A 15,626-nucleotide genomic window follows, 5' to 3' on the forward strand; every position below is an offset into this window, starting at 1 on the left:
ATGGGGGTGATACATCTTCCAGGCCGGGGGTTATCCCCACCCCGGCCCGGCCGCCGTCCCGGTCGCCGGGTGTTCACCGGGGTGTCCACGCGGTGTCCACGGGGCGTCTTGCGGAGCGGGCAGGGTTCGGGCGGAGTTCGGCCGTCCCCTTAGACTCACGCATTGGCCGTGGTTGTGATCGTGGCTATGACCGTGCGAAGAAACGTCGTAGAACTGCCTTGAGGGGCGGATTCACGGCCGAGGTGGAGGCGAAGGCATGGAGGGGCAGCACGCGGCTGCCGTCGTGGCCGGACCGGCGGCCGGCAGCGGCTACTTCGACGCGTACGCCGCGATGGGCCTGCTGGCCGTCGTCGGGGTGCTCTTCGTCACCGTGGCGTTCACCGCCAACCGTCTGCTGCGGCCGGTGGTGTACTCGCCCGAGAAACTCCTCGCCTACGAGTGCGGTGTGGACCCGGTGGGCGAGGACTGGGCGCACACCCAGATCCGCTACTACGTGTACGCCTTCCTGTACGTGATCTTCGCGGTCGACGCGATCTACCTGTTCCCGTGGGCGACGGTCTTCGCCACCGCCGGGTACGGCGCCGGAACGCTGATCGAGATGTTCCTCTTCATCGGCTTCCTCGCGGTCGGGCTGCTCTACGCCTGGAAGAAGGGCGTTCTGGAATGGACGTGACGCACTCCCACCCGCACTCCCACGGCGCGCAGGGCGGCCCCGTCCCGCTCGGCCTGCCGGACCCGGCCCGCCCGGGCGCCGTCGAGCGCCGCGGCATCGGCCCGCTGGCCCGGCTCGCGCCGGACCCGGTCAAGGTGGTGCTCAACTGGGGCCGCCGCTACAGCCTCTGGTGCTTCAACTTCGGCCTGGCCTGCTGCGCGATCGAGTTCATCGCCGCGTCCATGGCCAAGCACGACTTCATCCGGATGGGCGTCATCCCGTTCGCGCCGGGGCCCCGGCAGGCGGACCTGATGATCGTCTCCGGGACGGTCACCGACAAGATGGCGCCCGCCGTCAAGCGCCTCTACGAGCAGATGCCCGAGCCGAAGTACGTGATCTCCTTCGGCGCCTGCTCCAACTCCGGCGGGCCCTACTGGGACTCGTACTCGGTCACCAAGGGCGTGGACCAGATCATCCCGGTCGACGTCTACGTGCCCGGCTGCCCGCCCCGGCCCGAAGCGCTGCTCCAGGGCATCCTCAAGCTGCAGGAGAAGATCGCCGAGGAGTCGCTGCCCGGCCGCTACACCGCCCCGGCGGCGCCCGCCGCGGCGCTGCGGCGTCCGCTGGTCGCCGGGCCTTCGAACGAGGGAGCGGTGTCGTGACCACGGCAGAGGAGTACGCGGCGTCGGTCGGGGAGTGGGCGACCGGCGCCGAGGCGTACGGGCTGATCACCGTCGACGTCCCGGCCGAGCACTGGGTCGAGGCGCTCACCAACGCCCGGGACGCCCTGGGCCTCGGCTTCTTCGACTGGCTGAGCGCCGTCGACGAGCTCGCCGAGGGCTTCTCCGTGGTCGCGCACCTGGCCGCCGTCCAGGCGCCGGGCGTGCGGCACCTCGCGCTGCGCACCAGGCTGCCGCGCGACGGGGCGGCCCTGCCGAGCGCCGTCGCCGTCTACGCCGGTGCCGCCTGGCACGAGCGCGAGACGCACGAGATGTTCGGCATCGACTTCCCCGGGCACCCCCACCTGGTCACCCTGCTGCTGCCGGACGGCTTCGAGGGGCACCCGCTGCGCAAGGAGTTCGTGCTCGCGGCCCGGGTCGCCAAGGACTGGCCGGGCGCCAAGGAGCCGGGCGAGTCGGACCACGGGGGCGGGCCGGCCCGGCGCAAGATGCAGCCGGCCGGCGTGCCGGACCCGAACGAGTGGGGGCCGCTCAAGGGCACCCTGCCGCCGGTCGCCGAGCGGCCCGCGCGCGGTGCGCGGGCGGCGGGTGCGGCGGCGCGCACGCCTCGGGCGGCGGGTGCTGCCGGTGCTGCCGCTGCCGGCGGTGCTGCTGCCGCTGCCGAGGGTGCGCCCGTCCGGGCCGACCGGCCGCGGCGGACGCGCTCGGTGTCGGAGGGCTCGGCGAGCCAGGAGGCTCCTGCCGCTGCTGCTCCTGCCGGTGCTCCTGCCGTCCCCGCTTCGGCTGAGGAGGCGCCGCCGGTGCGGGCGGACCGGCCGCGGCGGACGCGATCCGTCTCCGACGGGTCGGTCAGCCAGGCCGCCGACGAGGCGACGCCCGGGCGCCCGGCCCCCGCGCGGCCCTCCTCCTCAGACGCGCCCTGGCACAACCCGGTGCCGGCCCACGAGGAGAAGCCCTCGGGCGAGCCGGACGCGGGCAAGCCGGACGCGGGCGAGAAGGACGCGGACGAGCAGGCTGCGCCGGGGCAGCAGGACGAGACGGCGGCCGACCCGGCCGACCGGGACGGAGACGGCACGTGAACCTGCTCGACACGCTGCTGCGCTGCGTCGCCACCCTCGTCGTCTTCCTGGTCTTCCCGCTGGTCATCGGCCAGACCGAGCACAAGGTGATGGCGCACATGCAGGGCCGGCTCGGCCCGATGTACGCGGGTGGCTTCCACGGCTGGGCGCAGCTCGTCGCGGACGGCGTGAAGTTCGCGCAGAAGGAGGACATCGTCCCGGCCGGGGCGGACCGCCGGATCTTCCAGCTGGCACCGGCCGTCTCGCTGCTGCCGTACCTGTTCGTGCTGCTGGCGATCCCGGTCGGGCCGGACGGCTTCGTCGGCCAGGCGATCGACGCCGGGTTGTTCTTCGTGCTGGCCGTGATGGGCGTCGGCGTGATCGGCAAGCTGATGGCCGGCTGGGCCTCGGCGAACAAGTTCTCGCTGCTCGGCGGTCTGCGGACGGCCGCGCAGCTGATGTCGTACGAGCTGCCGATGGTGCTGGCGGCGGCCTCGGTGGCGATGGCCGCCGGCACCCTCTCGCTGCCCGGGATCGTGGACGCCTGGGAGTGGTACTGGCTGCCCTGGCAGATCATCGGTGCGTTCGTCTTCTTCACGGCCGGTCTGGCCGAGCTGCAGCGCCCGCCGTTCGACATGCCGGTCGCCGACTCGGAGATCATCTTCGGCGCGTACACCGAGTACACCGGCCTGCGGTTCGCGCTCTTCCTGCTGTCCGAGTACGTGGGCATCCTCGTGGTGTCCGCGCTGACCGCGGTGCTCTTCCTGGGCGGCTGGCACGGGCCGATGCCGGACCAGCTCGGCTGGCTCTGGATGATCCTCAAGACCTTCGCGCTGGCCTTCGTGGTCATCTGGCTGCGGGTCACCTACCCGCGGCTGCGCGAGGACCAGCTGATGCGCTTCGCGTGGACGGTGCTGATCCCGCTCGCCCTGGTCCAGCTGGCCCTCACCGGCATCATCAAGGTGGCGATCTCATGAGTTTTCCCGGTGTCGGCCTCGCCAAGGGGCTGGGCGTGACTCTGCGGACGATGACGAAGAAGAGCGTCACCGCGCAGTACCCCGACGTGCAGCCGGTGCTGCCGCCGCGTTCGCGCGGCGTCATCGCGCTGCTGGAGGAGAACTGCACGGTGTGCATGCTCTGCGCGCGCGAGTGCCCCGACTGGTGCATCTACATCGACTCCCACAAGGAGACGCTGCCGGCCGCCGAGCCGAACGCCCGGGCCCGCACCCGCAACGTGCTGGACCGGTTCGCCATCGACTTCTCGCTCTGCATGTACTGCGGTATCTGCATCGAGGTCTGCCCCTTCGACGCACTGTTCTGGTCCCCGGAGTTCGAGTACGCCGAGACGGACATCCACGAGCTGACCCACGAGCGGGAGAAGCTCCGCGAGTGGATGTGGACCGTTCCCGCGCCGCCGGCCCTGGACCCGGCGGCCGAGGAGCCCAAGGAGATCGCCACCGCGCGCAAGGCGGCGGACAAGCTGGCTGCTGCTGCCACTGCGGCGGCGGAGGTTCCGGAAGGGAAGGGTGACGACGCATGAGTACGGCCGCCACGCTTCTCGCGGCGACCGGCTCGTTGGAGCCGGCCGCCCGTTCGTTCCTGTCCCCGACCGGGCAGGAGATCGTCTTCCTGCTGGTCGGCATCGCCGTGCTCGGCTCGGCCGTGGTCGCCGTGACCACCAAGCAGCTGGTGCACGCCGCGCTCTGGCTGGTCGTCGCGCTCGGCGGGCTGGCGGTGGAGTTCCTGCTGCTCACGGCCGAGTTCATCGCCTGGGTGCAGGTGCTGATCTACCTCGGCTCGGTGGTCGTCCTGGTGCTGTTCGGGCTGATGCTCACCAAGGCGCCGATCGGGCGCTCGCCGGACGCCGACTCCAAGAACCGCTGGGTGGCCCTGGCCGTGGCGCTGGCCTCGGCCGGGACGCTGGTCACGCTGGTGGTCGACGCCTTCCGGACCTCCTGGATCGACCTCGGCGCGGGCGGCGGCTCCGCCGCCGTCACCGGGGCGAGCCTGTTCCGGAACTGGGTGCTGCCCTTCGAGGCGCTGTCCGTCCTGCTGCTGGCGGCGCTGGTCGGCGCGATCGTGCTGTCGCGCGGCTCGAAGCGCCGGGTGCCGGCGCCCCGGGCCGGCAAGCTGCGCCCCGGGCGGCCGGTCGGGTCGAACGGGACGGTGGCCGCGACCGCGCCCCGGGCCGAGGCACCTGCTGCAGCGTCTGCTGCGTCTGCTGCTTCGGCCGCACCTGCTGCGCCCGCTGCGCCCGCTGCGCCCGCCGCGTCGGAGGAGAGCTGATGCATCTCGTCTACCCCGTCGTCCTCGCCGCGCTGCTGTTCGCCGTCGGCGTGTACGGCGTGCTCGCCCGGCGCAACGCCGTCCTGGTGCTGATGTCGGTCGAGCTGATGCTCAACGCCGTCAACCTCAACCTGGTCGCCGTCGACGCCTGGCTGCGCGACTCGCTGCACGCCGGGCAGGCGCTCACCCTGTTCACCATCACCGTCGCCGCCGCCGAGATCGGGCTGGGGCTCGCCATCGTCCTGCTGCTGTTCCGTGCCCGGGGCACCGCGGACATCGACCGGGCCACCGCGCTCGGCGACCCGGCCGAGCCGTTCGCCACCGAGGAGGCGCCGAACGGAGCCGAGGCGCTGAAGGGCCAGGCCGCCGCATGAACCTCGCCCTGCCCGTACTCGTCCCCGCGCTGCCCGCGCTCGGCGCCGCCGCGACCCTGGCCGTCGGCAAGAAGGCGCCCGGCCTGGCCCGGCCGCTGGCCATCGTCCCGGTCGCCGTCTCGGCGGTGCTCGCCCTGGTGGTCGCCCTCCAGCTCGGCACCGGCCAGGCGCTCGACGCGGCCACCCGGCTCACCCCGACCGGCGGCCCGGACATCGCGCTCGCCCTCCACCTGGACGGCTTCAGCTCGCTGATCTCCGTGCTGGTCGGCCTGGTCGCCACCTGCGTCCAGGTCTACTCGACCGCGTACCTGAAGCACGACCCGCGCTACCCCTCGTACGCGGCCCTGGTCTCGCTGTTCACCGCGGCGATGTTCCTGGTGGTCTACTCGGGTGACCTGATCGTGCTGCTGGTCGGCTGGGAGGTCATGGGCCTGTGCTCGTACTTCCTGATCGGCCACCACTGGGAGACCGCCGACGCCCGGTCGGCCTCGCTCAAGGCCTTCCTGGTCACCAAGCTCGGCGACGTGCCGTTCCTGTTCGGGATCTTCCTGCTCGGCGCGGACGCCGGCAGCTTCCGGATCCCGGACGTACTGGCCGCCGCGGGTGAGGGCAGGCTCGGCCACCCGACGCTGATCGCGCTGCTGCTGCTCGCCGGGGTCGCCGGGAAGAGCGCACAGTTCCCGCTGCACACCTGGCTCCCGGACGCGATGGCCGGCCCGACCCCGGTCTCCGCGCTGATCCACGCCGCCACCATGGTCGCGGCCGGCATCTACCTCGTCGCCCGGCTGCTGCCGGTCTTCCTGCTGTCGGGCGCGGCGCTGGTCGTGCTGGCGGTGATGGCCGCCGTGACGATGATCGGCTCGGCGCTGTGCGCGCTCGCCCAGGACGACCTCAAGCGGGTGCTCGCCTACTCCACCGTCGGCCAGCTCGGCTACATGGCCGGCGCACTGGCCGCCGGGGACCGCGAGGCCGCCGTGTTCCACCTGGTCAGCCACGGCGCGTTCAAGGCGCTGCTGTTCCTGGCCGCCGGCGTGGTGATCCACGCCGCGCACACCAACTCGATCTCCGCGATGTCCCGGATTCCCGGGCTGCGCAAGCGCGTTCCGGACGCCTACTGGACGATGGGCATCGCGCTCGTCGCCCTGGTCGGGCTGCCGCCGTTCTCCGGCTTCTTCAGCAAGGAGGCGGTGCTGACCGCCGCCGAGCACGCCGCCAACGGCGAGGCGCTCACCAACGGCCTCGGCCCGGCCTCGGCGGTGCCGGAAGCCGCCGGGTGGATCGTGCTGATCTCCGCCGGGCTCACCGCGCTGCTCACCGCCGCGTACGCGACCAGGCTCTACCTCGTCGCCTTCCACAGCCCGGCCGGTGCCGCCGCGGCCGCACCGCAGGTGCTGCCCGACGCCGACCGCGCCACGGCGACGGCAACGACCGCAGCCGCGACCGCAGCAACGACCGCGGCCGTCGCGGCCGACCACGAGGCGGACGCGCCGTACTCGCCCGAGGCGGACGAGGCCGACCCGGCCACCGCCGAACCGCCCGCGATGCGCTGGCCGCTCTGGGTGCTGGCCGTGCCGACCATGGCCTTCGGCATCGCCGGCCTGCGCTCGGACTGGCTGCCCGCGCTGCTGGACGGCGGCACTCTGCGGCCCTCCGCGGTCACCGCCGTCACCGGCACCGGGCTCGCCGTGGTCGGCGTGCTCGCCGCGTACGGCGCCTGGCGCTCGGCGACCGCCCGGCTGGGCACCGGCCGGCCCGCCCCGGCCGTCGCCGGCCGGGTGCCCGAGCAGGCCGGGGCGCCGGCCGCCGAGGTGATCGTCGCCGACCCCGGCCGCACCCTGCTCGGCCCGCTGTTCGGCCCCGCCCGGCACGGCTTCGGCGTCGACCGGCTGTACCACCTGCTGTTCGTCCGCCCGGTGGCCGCCGCCGCCCGACTGGTCCGCTTCCTCGACCGCGAGGTCGTCGAGGGCTACGTGCAGGGCAGCGGGATCGGCGCCAACCTGCTCGGCCGGGCCGTCCGGCTCGCCCAGACCGGCAACGCGCAGACCTACCTCAGCGCGCTGCTCGCCGCCGTCGTCCTGCTGGCCGTCCTGGTGGCGGTGTAGCGGTGCCGTCCTCCACCTCCGTTTCGCCTACTGTCGCCGGGAGCCTCCGATGAACGCAGTCCTCATCGCCCTCCTGGTACTGCCGCTGCTCGGCGCCGCGCTCACCCTGGCCCCGGTGTTCGGGGCGGACCGGGCCGTCGCCGACCGGCGGGCGCTGCGCCTGAACTCCGTCGTCACCGGCGCTGTGCTCCTGCTCACCGTCGTCCTCGCGGCCGGCTTCGACCACGACGAACCCGCCCGGATGCAGGCCACCACCGACGTGTCCTGGATCCCGGCCCTGCACGTGCGCTTCCACCTCGGCGTGGACGGCGTCTCACTGCCGCTGATCGTGCTGACCGCACTGCTCACCTTCCTCTGTGCGCTCTACTCGGAGAAGCGGCTGCCGAACGGGGACGCCCGGGGCGGAGCCCCTGATGAGCCCCGTCCCTCCGCTCAGGCCTTCGTCGGGCTGTTCCTCCTCCTCGAAGTCGGCATGCTCGCCACCTTCGCGGTGCTGGACCTCCTGCTCTTCTTCCTGGCCTTCGAGATCGTGCTGATCCCGATGTACTTCCTGATCGCCCGCTGGGGGAGCGGCGCCAAGGCCCCGGCCGCCAACCGGTTCATCCTCTACACGCTGCTCGGTTCGGCCGTCATGCTGCTCGGCTTCCTGCTGATCGGCAGCAAGGCCGGCACCTTCGACATGCAGGCCCTGGCCGCCGCGCACGGCAGCGGGCTGAGCCACACCACCCAGGTGATCGCCGCACTGGCGATCCTGGTCGGCCTCGCGGTCAAGGCCCCCGCCTGGCCGCTGCACAGCTGGCTCCCCGACGCGCACACCGCCGCCCCGACGGTGGGCTCGGTGCTGCTCGCCGGCGTGCTGCTGAAGATGGGTACGTACGGTCTCGTCCGCGTCCTCCTCCCGATCGTGCCGGGCGGCACCACCACGCTCGCCCCCTACCTGGGCGCCTTCGCGGCCGTCGGCATCGTCTACGGCTCGCTGGCCTGTCTGGCGCTCGCCCTCCCGTCGCCCACCACCACCCTTCTTTCGAAGCGCTCCGCGGCCTCCGGTTCCGGATCCAAGGGCGACCTCAAGCGCCTGATCGCGTACTCCTCCGTCGGCCACATGGGCTTCGTGCTGCTGGGCATCGCCTCCCTCACCCCGGTGGGCGTCAACGGCGCGCTGTTCGCGAACATCGCCCACGGCCTGATCACCGGCCTGCTGTTCTTCGTCGTCGGTGCCGTCAAGGACCGCTACGGCACGGCGGACCTCGACACCCTCTCCGGCGCCACCGGCGCAGCCCTGTACGGGCGGGCACCACGGCTCGGCGCACTGCTCGCCTTCGCCGCCGTCGCCAGCCTCGGCCTGCCCGGCCTGGCCGGCTTCTGGGGCGAGCTGCTCGCCATGTTCGGCGCGTTCGACCCCGCCGAGGGGCTGTCCCGCCCCGCCTTCGTCACCTACATGGTCCTGGCCGGCCTCGGCACCCTCCTCACCGCCGCGTACCTGCTGATCGTGGTCAAGCGCGTCTGCATGGGCGATCCCGAGCAGCCCGCGCCGGTGGCCGAGGTGGCCGACCTGCGCCCGTACGAGGCCGTCAGCTGGATGCCGCTGGCCGCGCTCACCCTGCTCGCCGGCCTCTGGCCCGCGCTGCTGCTCGGCCTCTCGAACCCGGCCGTCAAGCACCTCCTCGGAGGTGGCTGACCGTGCTCGCAGCCCAGACCGCCGCACTCGGACCTCACTCCACGGGGCAGCACACTGTGACCTCCCTCGCCGTAGCCAACCCGGGCAGCCTGATCCAGTCCGTGGACTGGGTGGCGATCGCGCCCCCGCTGATCGCCGCCGTGGCCGCCCTCGCCGTGCTGGTCACGGACCTGTTCCTGCCAGAGCGGCACAAGAAGTGGCTCGGCCGCCTCACCGCGGCCGGACTCGCCCTCGCCCTCATCGCACTCCTCCCCCTCACCGGTGGGTCACCCCGAGCGACCTTCTGCGTGCAGAACGTAGCAGGGGGGTCTGACAACGGCGGCTGCTCCTACGTCGCCGACCACTTCGCCCTGGTCTTCCAGCTGCTCGCCCTCGGCGGCGCGCTGATCGCCGCCCTGCTCTCGGCCCACGCCGTCGAGGACGACGACCTGCCGCGCGGCGAGTACTGGTTCCTGCTGCTCTCCAGCGCCACCGGCGCCGCCCTGCTGCCCGCCTCCCGCGACCTCGCCACCATGGTGATCGCCCTGGAGGTCGCCTCGTTGCCCGCCTTCGCCCTGGTCGCGCTGCGCCGGGACGGCCGGGGCGCCGAGGCCGCGCTCAAGTTCTTCGTCTCCTCCGTCACCGCCACCGCCGTGATGCTGCTCGGCATCGGCTTCGTCTACGCCGCGAGCGGCAGCCTGCACCTGGCCGCCGTCGCCCAGGGCCTGGAGCACGCCCCCGGGCAGCTCAAGCCGCTCGCCGAGGCGGGGGCGGTGCTGACCCTGGTCGGCTTCGCGTTCAAGGTCGCCGCCGTCCCGTTCCACTTCTGGGTGCCCGACACCTACACCGGTGCCCCGCTGCCCGTCGCCGGCTACCTCTCGGTGGTCGGAAAGGCGGCCGGCCTCTCCGGGCTCGCGCTCGCCACCACCATCGCCTTCCGCCCGTACGCCCACACCTGGGGGCTGGTGCTCGCGGTGCTGGCCGCCGTCACCATGACCGTCGGCAACGTCGGCGCGCTGCGGCAGCGCTTCGACACCCGGTACAGCGCGGTGCGGCTGCTCGCCTGGTCCTCGGTCGGTCAGGCCGGGTACCTGCTGGTGCCGCTCGCCGCGGCCGGCTACGCGCCCACCGGGGCCGACCCGCTCGGCGCCACCGCCGCGTACGCGCTGATCTACGGCGTGGTGAACCTCGGCGCCTTCGGGGTGGTCGCGGCGGTCGGCCGGCGGGCCGGGACCAGCGTGGACGACTTCCGCGGCCTGTTCGCCCGCCGCCGCTGGACGGCGCTGGCCCTCGCCTTCTTCCTGCTCTGCCTGGCCGGGCTGCCGCCGGGCGTGATCGGCCTGTTCGGCAAGGTCGTGGTGTTCCGCGCGGCCGTCGACGCCGGGCTGGGCTGGCTGGCCGTGGTGATGGCCGCCAACGTGGTCGTCGCTCTGTACTACTACCTGCTGTGGACGGCGCGGCTGTTCGCCCCCGTGGGCGACGGTGCGCAGGCGCCGGACGAGCGCCGCCTGCCGGTCAGCCTGACCGCGACGCTGGGGCTCACCGCCTCCGCCGCGATCGTCCTCTCGGTGGCACCCCAGCTGGTCCTCCAGGTCGCGGGCGGCTCACTGTTCTGAGCCGGCGCCGCCCGGGCGGGAGCGGCGCGGCGGACAGTGCGGTGCCGCGGTGGCGGGTCGCGATGGCGTGGCGCGGTGGTGTCACGTCGGTCACAAGGGAACAAGGTCCCTGGCCCCGCCCGTTGAGCGGGCAAGAGGGACGAGGCAGAAAGGGCTTCCCCACCGCACCACAGGAGGGCCTGACGTGCACCGCCGGCACAACGGACTGAGGACCGCCGTCCTGCTCGGGGGCCTCTCGGCGCTGATCCTGGTGATCGGCAGCTTCTTCGGCCGCACCGGCCTCGTGATCGCCCTGCTGATCGCCCTCGGGACCAACGCCTACGCCTACTGGAACAGTGACAAGCTCGCGCTGCGGGCCATGCGGGCCCGGCCGGTCAGCGAGTTCGAGGCGCCCCAGCTGTACCGGATCGTGCGCGAGCTCTCCACCTCGGCCCGGCAGCCGATGCCCCGCCTCTACATCTCCCCGACCCCGGCCCCGAACGCCTTCGCCACCGGCCGCAACCCGCGCAACGCGGCGGTCTGCTGCACGGAGGGCATCCTTCGGATCCTGGACGAACGCGAACTGCGGGGCGTGCTCGGGCACGAGCTGAGCCACGTCTACAACCGGGACATCCTGATCTCCTCGGTCGCCGGGGCGCTCGCCTCGGTGGTGATGTTCCTGGTGAACTTCGCCTGGCTGATCCCGTTCGGGCGGGACGACGACGAGGACGGCCCGGGGCTGTTCGGGATGCTCGCCATCATGATCCTCGGACCGCTCGCGGCCGGGCTGATCCAGATGGCGGTCAGCCGCTCCCGCGAGTACCAGGCCGACGCCGACGGCGCCCGGATCACCGGCGACCCGCTCGCCCTCGCCAGCGCCCTGCGCAAGCTCGACGCCGGCACCCGGCAACTCCCCCTCCCGCCCGAGCCCCAGCTCCAGACGGCGAGCCACATGATGATCGCCAGCCCTTTCCGGCCGGGCGAGGCCGGGGCGAGGCTGTTCTCCACCCACCCGCCGATGGCGGAGCGGATCGCCCGGCTGGAGGGGATGGCGGGGCGCGGGCGGTAGGGGCCGCTGCCCGGGGCGGCGTGGCCGTGGTGGGGTGTCCGTCGGGGTCAGGGGGCCGATTTCTCGTACGCCGTGCGGAGGCGGTGGATGCCGTCGACGAGTTGGGCGGGGTTCTCGGCGGCGGCGTAGCTGAGGCGCAGGTGCGGGGCCGGGGGTTCGGCGGCGTGGTACGGGCGGCCGGGGGTGATCTGGACGCCGGCGCGCAGGGCGTCGGCGGTGAGGGCGCCGTCGTCGGTGCCGTCCGGGAGGGTCAGCCACAGGTGGTAGCCGCCGGGGCGGTGGGTGGTGAGGAAGCCGGGCAGCTCGCGGTGCAGGGCGGCGACGGCGGCGGTGCGGCGGTCGCGCAGTTCGGCGCCGAGGGTGCGCAGGTGGCGGGCCCAGGCCGGGTCGGCGACGAGTTCCAGCGTCGCCTCCTGGAGCGGGCGGGGTACGAAGAAGCTGTCCACGACCTGGGTGGCCCGCAGCCGGGCGAGGGCCGGGCCGCGGGCGGTGAGGGCGCCGACCCGCAGGTTGGGGGAGGCGGCCTTGGTGAGCGAGCGCAGGTGCACCACGACGCCGTCCTGGTCCTCGGCGGCGAGCGGTCGGGGCAGCGCGGGGGAGTCGGCGTGTACCAGCAGCCGGGCGAAGTCGTCCTCGACCACGAAGGCCCCGGCCGCCCGGGCGATCCGCAGCACGTCGGCCCGTCGGGCGGGGGAGAGTACGGCGCCGGTGGGGTTCTGGAACAGCGGCTGGCAGACGAAGACCCGGGCCCGGGTGGCGGCGAAGGCGTCCGCCAGCAGGTCGGTGCGGACGCCGTCGGCGTCGATCGGGACGGGGACGGGGCGCAGTCCGGCCGCCCGGATGACGGCCAGGATGCCCGAGTACGTCGGCGACTCGACCAGGACGGGTGCGCCGGGTGCGGCGAGCGCGCGCATGGCGACGGTGAGCCCGCCCTGGCCGCCGGAGGTGATCAGGACGTCCCCGGCGCCGATCGGTCCGCCGTGACCGCCGATGTCGCGGGCGAACCAGCCGCGCAGTTCGGTGAGGCCGTCGGTGGGCGGCCGGTTCCAGGCACCCGGGCGTCGGCCGGCCCGGGCGAGGACGGCGGCGAGCAGGCGCTCGGGCAGCATCGAGGCGTGCGGGTACCCGCTGTTGAGGTCGATCACGTCGGGCGGCGGCACCCGGAGGGTGGCGAACACCGGGGCGGCGAGCAGGTCGCGCGGGCCGGAGTCGGCGCTGAGCGCGATCTCCTGCCAGGAGAGGTCGCCGGTTCGTCCGGCCGGTGCGGCGGGGACGGCCGGGGCCGCGGCGAAGGCTGCCGCCCGGAACACCCCCGCGCCCGGCCGGGAGACCACCAGGCCCTCGGCCACGAGCACCGCGATGGCCCGGGAGACCGTCACCGGGCTGACCTGGTGGCGCTCCGTCAGGGCCCGGCTGGAGGGCAGCTTCCGTCCCTCCGGGTAGCGCTCGACCTCCCGCCGCAGACTGTCGGCGAGTTCGGTCACACTGCTACGCTCGTTCATGACGGAACAAGATAGCGCTATCCGCCCCGCAGCAGTAGCACCGCAGCAGGACCGGACCTCCGGTACCGCTCTCGCCGCCCTCGGGGTGGCCTCCTTCTCGCTCAGCTTCCCCGCCACCGCGTGGTCCCTGACCGGCTTCGGCCCGTGGTCCTCGACCGGCCTGCGCGGCGTCCTGGCCGCGGTGCTGGCCGGGCTCTACCTGCTGGCCTCCGACGCCCCGCTGCCGACGCGGCGGCAGTGGCCCGGCCTGCTGGTGGTCTCCGCCGGCTGCGTGCTCGGCTTCCCGCTGCTGACCACGCTCGCCCTGCGTACCTCCTCGACCGCCCACTCGGCGGTGGTCATCGGCGTCCTGCCGCTGGCCACCGCGGTGGTCTCGGCGGTGCGGACGGGGCGTCGGCCGTCCCGGGCGTTCTGGGCGGCGGCGCTGGCCGGGGCGTCGGCCGTACTCGTCTTCACCCTGCTGCAGAGCCACGGGCGGCCGACCGTCGCCGACCTCTACCTGTTCGTCGGGCTGGTGGTCTGCGCCGCCGGGTACGCGGAGGGCGGGCGGCTGTCCCGGGACCTGCCGGGCGCCCAGGTGATCGCCTGGGCGGTGCTGGCAGCGCTGCCGGTGATGGCGCTGACCTCGGCGTTCGGGCTGTCCACCGAGCCGGTGCGGTTCGGCGCGAAGGCGGTGGCGGGGCTGTTGTACATCGCGGGGGTGTCGCAGTTCGGAGGGTTCGTGCTCTGGTACCGGGGGATGGCCGGGATCGGGGTGCCGAGGGCCAGTCAGCTGCAGTTGGCGCAGCCGCTGCTGACGCTGGTCTGGTCGGTGCTGCTGCTCGGCGAGGACCTGCCGGCGGCTGCGCCGGTCACGGCGGTGGTGGTGCTGGTCTGCATCGCGGTGACCCAGCGCGCCCGGACCTGAGCCGCCGTACGCCCGGACCTGAGCCGCCGTACGCCCGGACCTGAGCCGCCGTACGCCCGGAGGCGGGCCGTACGGCCGTCCGGCTGCGGTCTGCCGTACGGCCCCCCGGGCCCGCGCCGTACGCCCGGAACCCTTGCGCGGCCCGGTTCGGCGCGGCCCCTCGCTCGTTAGGATGAAGGCGCGCCCGTCGGTCCGGGCGCGGCATCCGGAGGGAGTGGGCCGTCATGGCAGACGAGAGGCACGCCCCGGCGACCGGGGACGCGCCGGCCCGACGACGCGGTCAGGGCGAGCTGGAGGCGCAGGTGCTGGCGGTGCTCCAGCAGGCGCCCGGCCCGGCCTCCGCCGGGTGGGTCCAGGAGCGCCTGGACGGCGACCTGGCGTACACCACGGTGATGACCATCCTGTCCCGGCTGCACGCCAAGAACGCCGTCTCCCGGACCCGTTCCGGCCGCTCCTACCTGTGGCAGGCCTCCGCCGACGCCGCCGGGCTGGCGGCGCTGCGGATGCGCCGGATGCTCGACGGGGAGGCGGACCGGGACGCCGTCCTGGCCAGTTTCGTCAGCGCGCTGCTGCCGCACGACGAGGAACTGCTGCGGGCGCTGCTCGACGCCGCGTCCACCGGCCCGGAGACGTCCGCCGATCCGGAGACGTCCGCCGATCCGGCAGCGACCGACCGTGAGAGCTGACCCGTGGGCTTCTTCGTCTTCCTCCCGCTCGTCCTGCCGCTCACCGCGGTACCGATCGCACGCCTGACCGAGCAGCACCTGCACCCGCGCGGCGCGGCCCGGCTGATGACCGTGATCAGCGCGGTGATGGCGGTGTGCAGCGTGCTCTGCCTCGGGCTGATCGGGGTCGTCGGCACCGCGCAGATCCCCGGCAACCCGCTGCCGGACAGCTGGTCCGACCCGGAGGTGCGGGCCGCGCTGCCGTACCACGAGACGGTCGGCACGGCCGCGATGTGGTTGCTGGCGCTGGTGTGCTTCGCCTGCGCCCGGACGGTCGTCCGGCACCTGCGGGTGCGCGCCCGGGCCCGCCGGGCGCTGGCCGGACTGCCCGCCGGTACCGGGCCGTCCGACGACCTCGCGGTGCTGCCGGACCGCAGCCCGTACGCCTACGCGCTGCCCGGCTCGCCCGGGCGGGTGGTGGTCTCCACCGGGATGCTGGACGGCCTCGCCGCGGACGAGCGCGAGGCGCTGCTCGCGCACGAGCGGGCGCACCTGCGCCACCGCCACCACCGGTACCTGCTGACCACCCAGCTCGCCGCCTGCGTCAACCCCTTCCTGCGGCCGCTGCAGGACGCGGTGGCGTACAGCGCGGAGCGGTGGGCGGACGAGGACTCGGCGCAGGCCGTGGGGGACCGCCGGATCACCGCGCGGGCGGTGGCCCGGGCGGCCCTGGTCTCGCACGCCGTGCCGGCGCCCGGCTTCGCGGCCTTCGCCGCCCCGGCCGCCGCGGCCGGACCGGTGCCGCGCCGGGTGGCGGCGCTGCTCGGCCCGGTGCCGACCTCCCGCAACTGGCCGCCGGCCAAGACCCCGGCGGGCCTGGCGGCGATGGTCGCCGCGGCGGGTACGGCGGCGTCGGCGCTGTGCGCGCTCAACGCCGCCGTGGCGCTGCTGGTGGTGCTGAAGGCCGTCACCCCGCTGTAGTGCAGGGCCGACGCCCTGACCGCTCAGAGCGGCGCGGCCAGTTCGTCGAGGGCTGCCTCGGCCGCCGCCGGTGACTCGACGGCGAGCGGGTGGAGGCC

General features: G+C 74.1%; 15 protein-coding genes. 14 read left to right on the top strand and 1 reads right to left on the bottom strand.

The features are described 5' to 3' along the window. Positions 1-256 precede the first annotated feature (256 nt). From CRP52_RS18445 to htpX, 11 genes are all read left to right on the top strand, one after another. Positions 257-673: an NADH-quinone oxidoreductase subunit A gene (locus CRP52_RS18445; RefSeq protein WP_097237423.1), complete on the top strand. Its 417-nt coding sequence runs from the start codon at positions 257-259 to the stop codon at positions 671-673. Beyond that, positions 664-1,314, top strand: a complete 651-nt coding sequence (locus CRP52_RS18450; protein ID WP_097237424.1) for an NADH-quinone oxidoreductase subunit B — start codon at positions 664-666, stop codon at positions 1,312-1,314. Before CRP52_RS18445 ends, CRP52_RS18450 begins: the two co-directional genes overlap by 10 nt. Continuing rightward, positions 1,311-2,411, top strand: coding sequence for an NADH-quinone oxidoreductase subunit C (locus CRP52_RS18455; RefSeq protein WP_097237425.1), 1,101 nt, complete (start codon positions 1,311-1,313; stop codon positions 2,409-2,411). Before CRP52_RS18450 ends, CRP52_RS18455 begins: the two co-directional genes overlap by 4 nt. 2 nt (positions 2,412-2,413) lie before the next feature. After that, positions 2,414-3,367 (top strand): NADH-quinone oxidoreductase subunit NuoH, encoded by a 954-nt coding sequence (nuoH, locus tag CRP52_RS18460; protein ID WP_097240165.1) that lies wholly within the window; start codon positions 2,414-2,416, stop codon positions 3,365-3,367. Beyond that, the gene (locus CRP52_RS18465; protein ID WP_097237426.1) at positions 3,364-3,930 is read left to right on the top strand and encodes a NuoI/complex I 23 kDa subunit family protein; all 567 of its coding nucleotides are present in this window, start codon (positions 3,364-3,366) and stop codon (positions 3,928-3,930) included. Before nuoH ends, CRP52_RS18465 begins: the two co-directional genes overlap by 4 nt. Beyond that, on the top strand, positions 3,927-4,676 hold the full coding sequence (locus tag CRP52_RS18470; RefSeq protein WP_097237427.1) for an NADH-quinone oxidoreductase subunit J family protein: 750 nt from the start codon (positions 3,927-3,929) through the stop codon (positions 4,674-4,676). Before CRP52_RS18465 ends, CRP52_RS18470 begins: the two co-directional genes overlap by 4 nt. Further along, positions 4,676-5,050, top strand: a complete 375-nt coding sequence (gene nuoK / locus CRP52_RS18475) for an NADH-quinone oxidoreductase subunit NuoK (protein WP_097237428.1) — start codon at positions 4,676-4,678, stop codon at positions 5,048-5,050. The genes CRP52_RS18470 and nuoK overlap by 1 nt, the downstream gene beginning before the upstream one ends. Further along, positions 5,047-7,152: an NADH-quinone oxidoreductase subunit 5 family protein gene (locus tag CRP52_RS18480; protein ID WP_097237429.1), complete on the top strand. Its 2,106-nt coding sequence runs from the start codon at positions 5,047-5,049 to the stop codon at positions 7,150-7,152. Before nuoK ends, CRP52_RS18480 begins: the two co-directional genes overlap by 4 nt. A 49-nt stretch (positions 7,153-7,201) precedes the next feature. Beyond that, complete coding sequence (locus CRP52_RS18485) at positions 7,202-8,830, top strand: complex I subunit 4 family protein (RefSeq protein WP_097237430.1); 1,629 nt, start codon at positions 7,202-7,204, stop codon at positions 8,828-8,830. Positions 8,831-8,886: 56 nt separating this feature from the next. Continuing rightward, the gene (locus CRP52_RS18490) at positions 8,887-10,425 is read left to right on the top strand and encodes an NADH-quinone oxidoreductase subunit N (RefSeq protein WP_097240166.1); all 1,539 of its coding nucleotides are present in this window, start codon (positions 8,887-8,889) and stop codon (positions 10,423-10,425) included. A gap of 184 nt (positions 10,426-10,609) precedes the next feature. After that, a complete protein-coding gene (htpX, locus tag CRP52_RS18495; protein ID WP_097237431.1) occupies positions 10,610-11,473 on the top strand; it encodes a zinc metalloprotease HtpX in 864 nt (287 codons plus the stop codon). A gap of 47 nt (positions 11,474-11,520) precedes the next feature. On the opposite strand, the gene CRP52_RS18500 is transcribed toward htpX, so the two are convergent. After that, positions 11,521-12,975 carry an aminotransferase-like domain-containing protein gene (locus tag CRP52_RS18500; protein ID WP_097237432.1) on the bottom strand — a complete coding sequence of 485 codons (1,455 nt, stop codon included), beginning with the start codon at positions 12,973-12,975 and terminating at the stop codon, positions 11,521-11,523. Here CRP52_RS18500 and CRP52_RS18505 point away from each other — a divergent pair. The 3 genes from CRP52_RS18505 to CRP52_RS18515 all read left to right on the top strand — a co-directional run bounded on the left by CRP52_RS18505 (position 12,974) and on the right by CRP52_RS18515 (position 15,528). After that, a complete protein-coding gene (locus CRP52_RS18505; RefSeq protein WP_097237433.1) occupies positions 12,974-13,882 on the top strand; it encodes a DMT family transporter in 909 nt (302 codons plus the stop codon). The two genes, CRP52_RS18500 and CRP52_RS18505, sit on opposite strands and share 2 nt — an antisense overlap. Before the next feature lie 224 nt (positions 13,883-14,106). After that, positions 14,107-14,568: a BlaI/MecI/CopY family transcriptional regulator gene (locus CRP52_RS18510; protein ID WP_097237434.1), complete on the top strand. Its 462-nt coding sequence runs from the start codon at positions 14,107-14,109 to the stop codon at positions 14,566-14,568. 3 nt (positions 14,569-14,571) lie between these two features. Beyond that, a complete protein-coding gene (locus CRP52_RS18515) occupies positions 14,572-15,528 on the top strand; it encodes a M48 family metalloprotease (protein ID WP_097237435.1) in 957 nt (318 codons plus the stop codon). The last annotated feature ends 98 nt before the right edge of the window (positions 15,529-15,626 follow it).

The sequence above is a fragment of the Streptomyces sp. 1331.2 genome (assembly GCF_900199205.1).
Lineage (GTDB): Bacteria > Actinomycetota > Actinomycetes > Streptomycetales > Streptomycetaceae > Kitasatospora.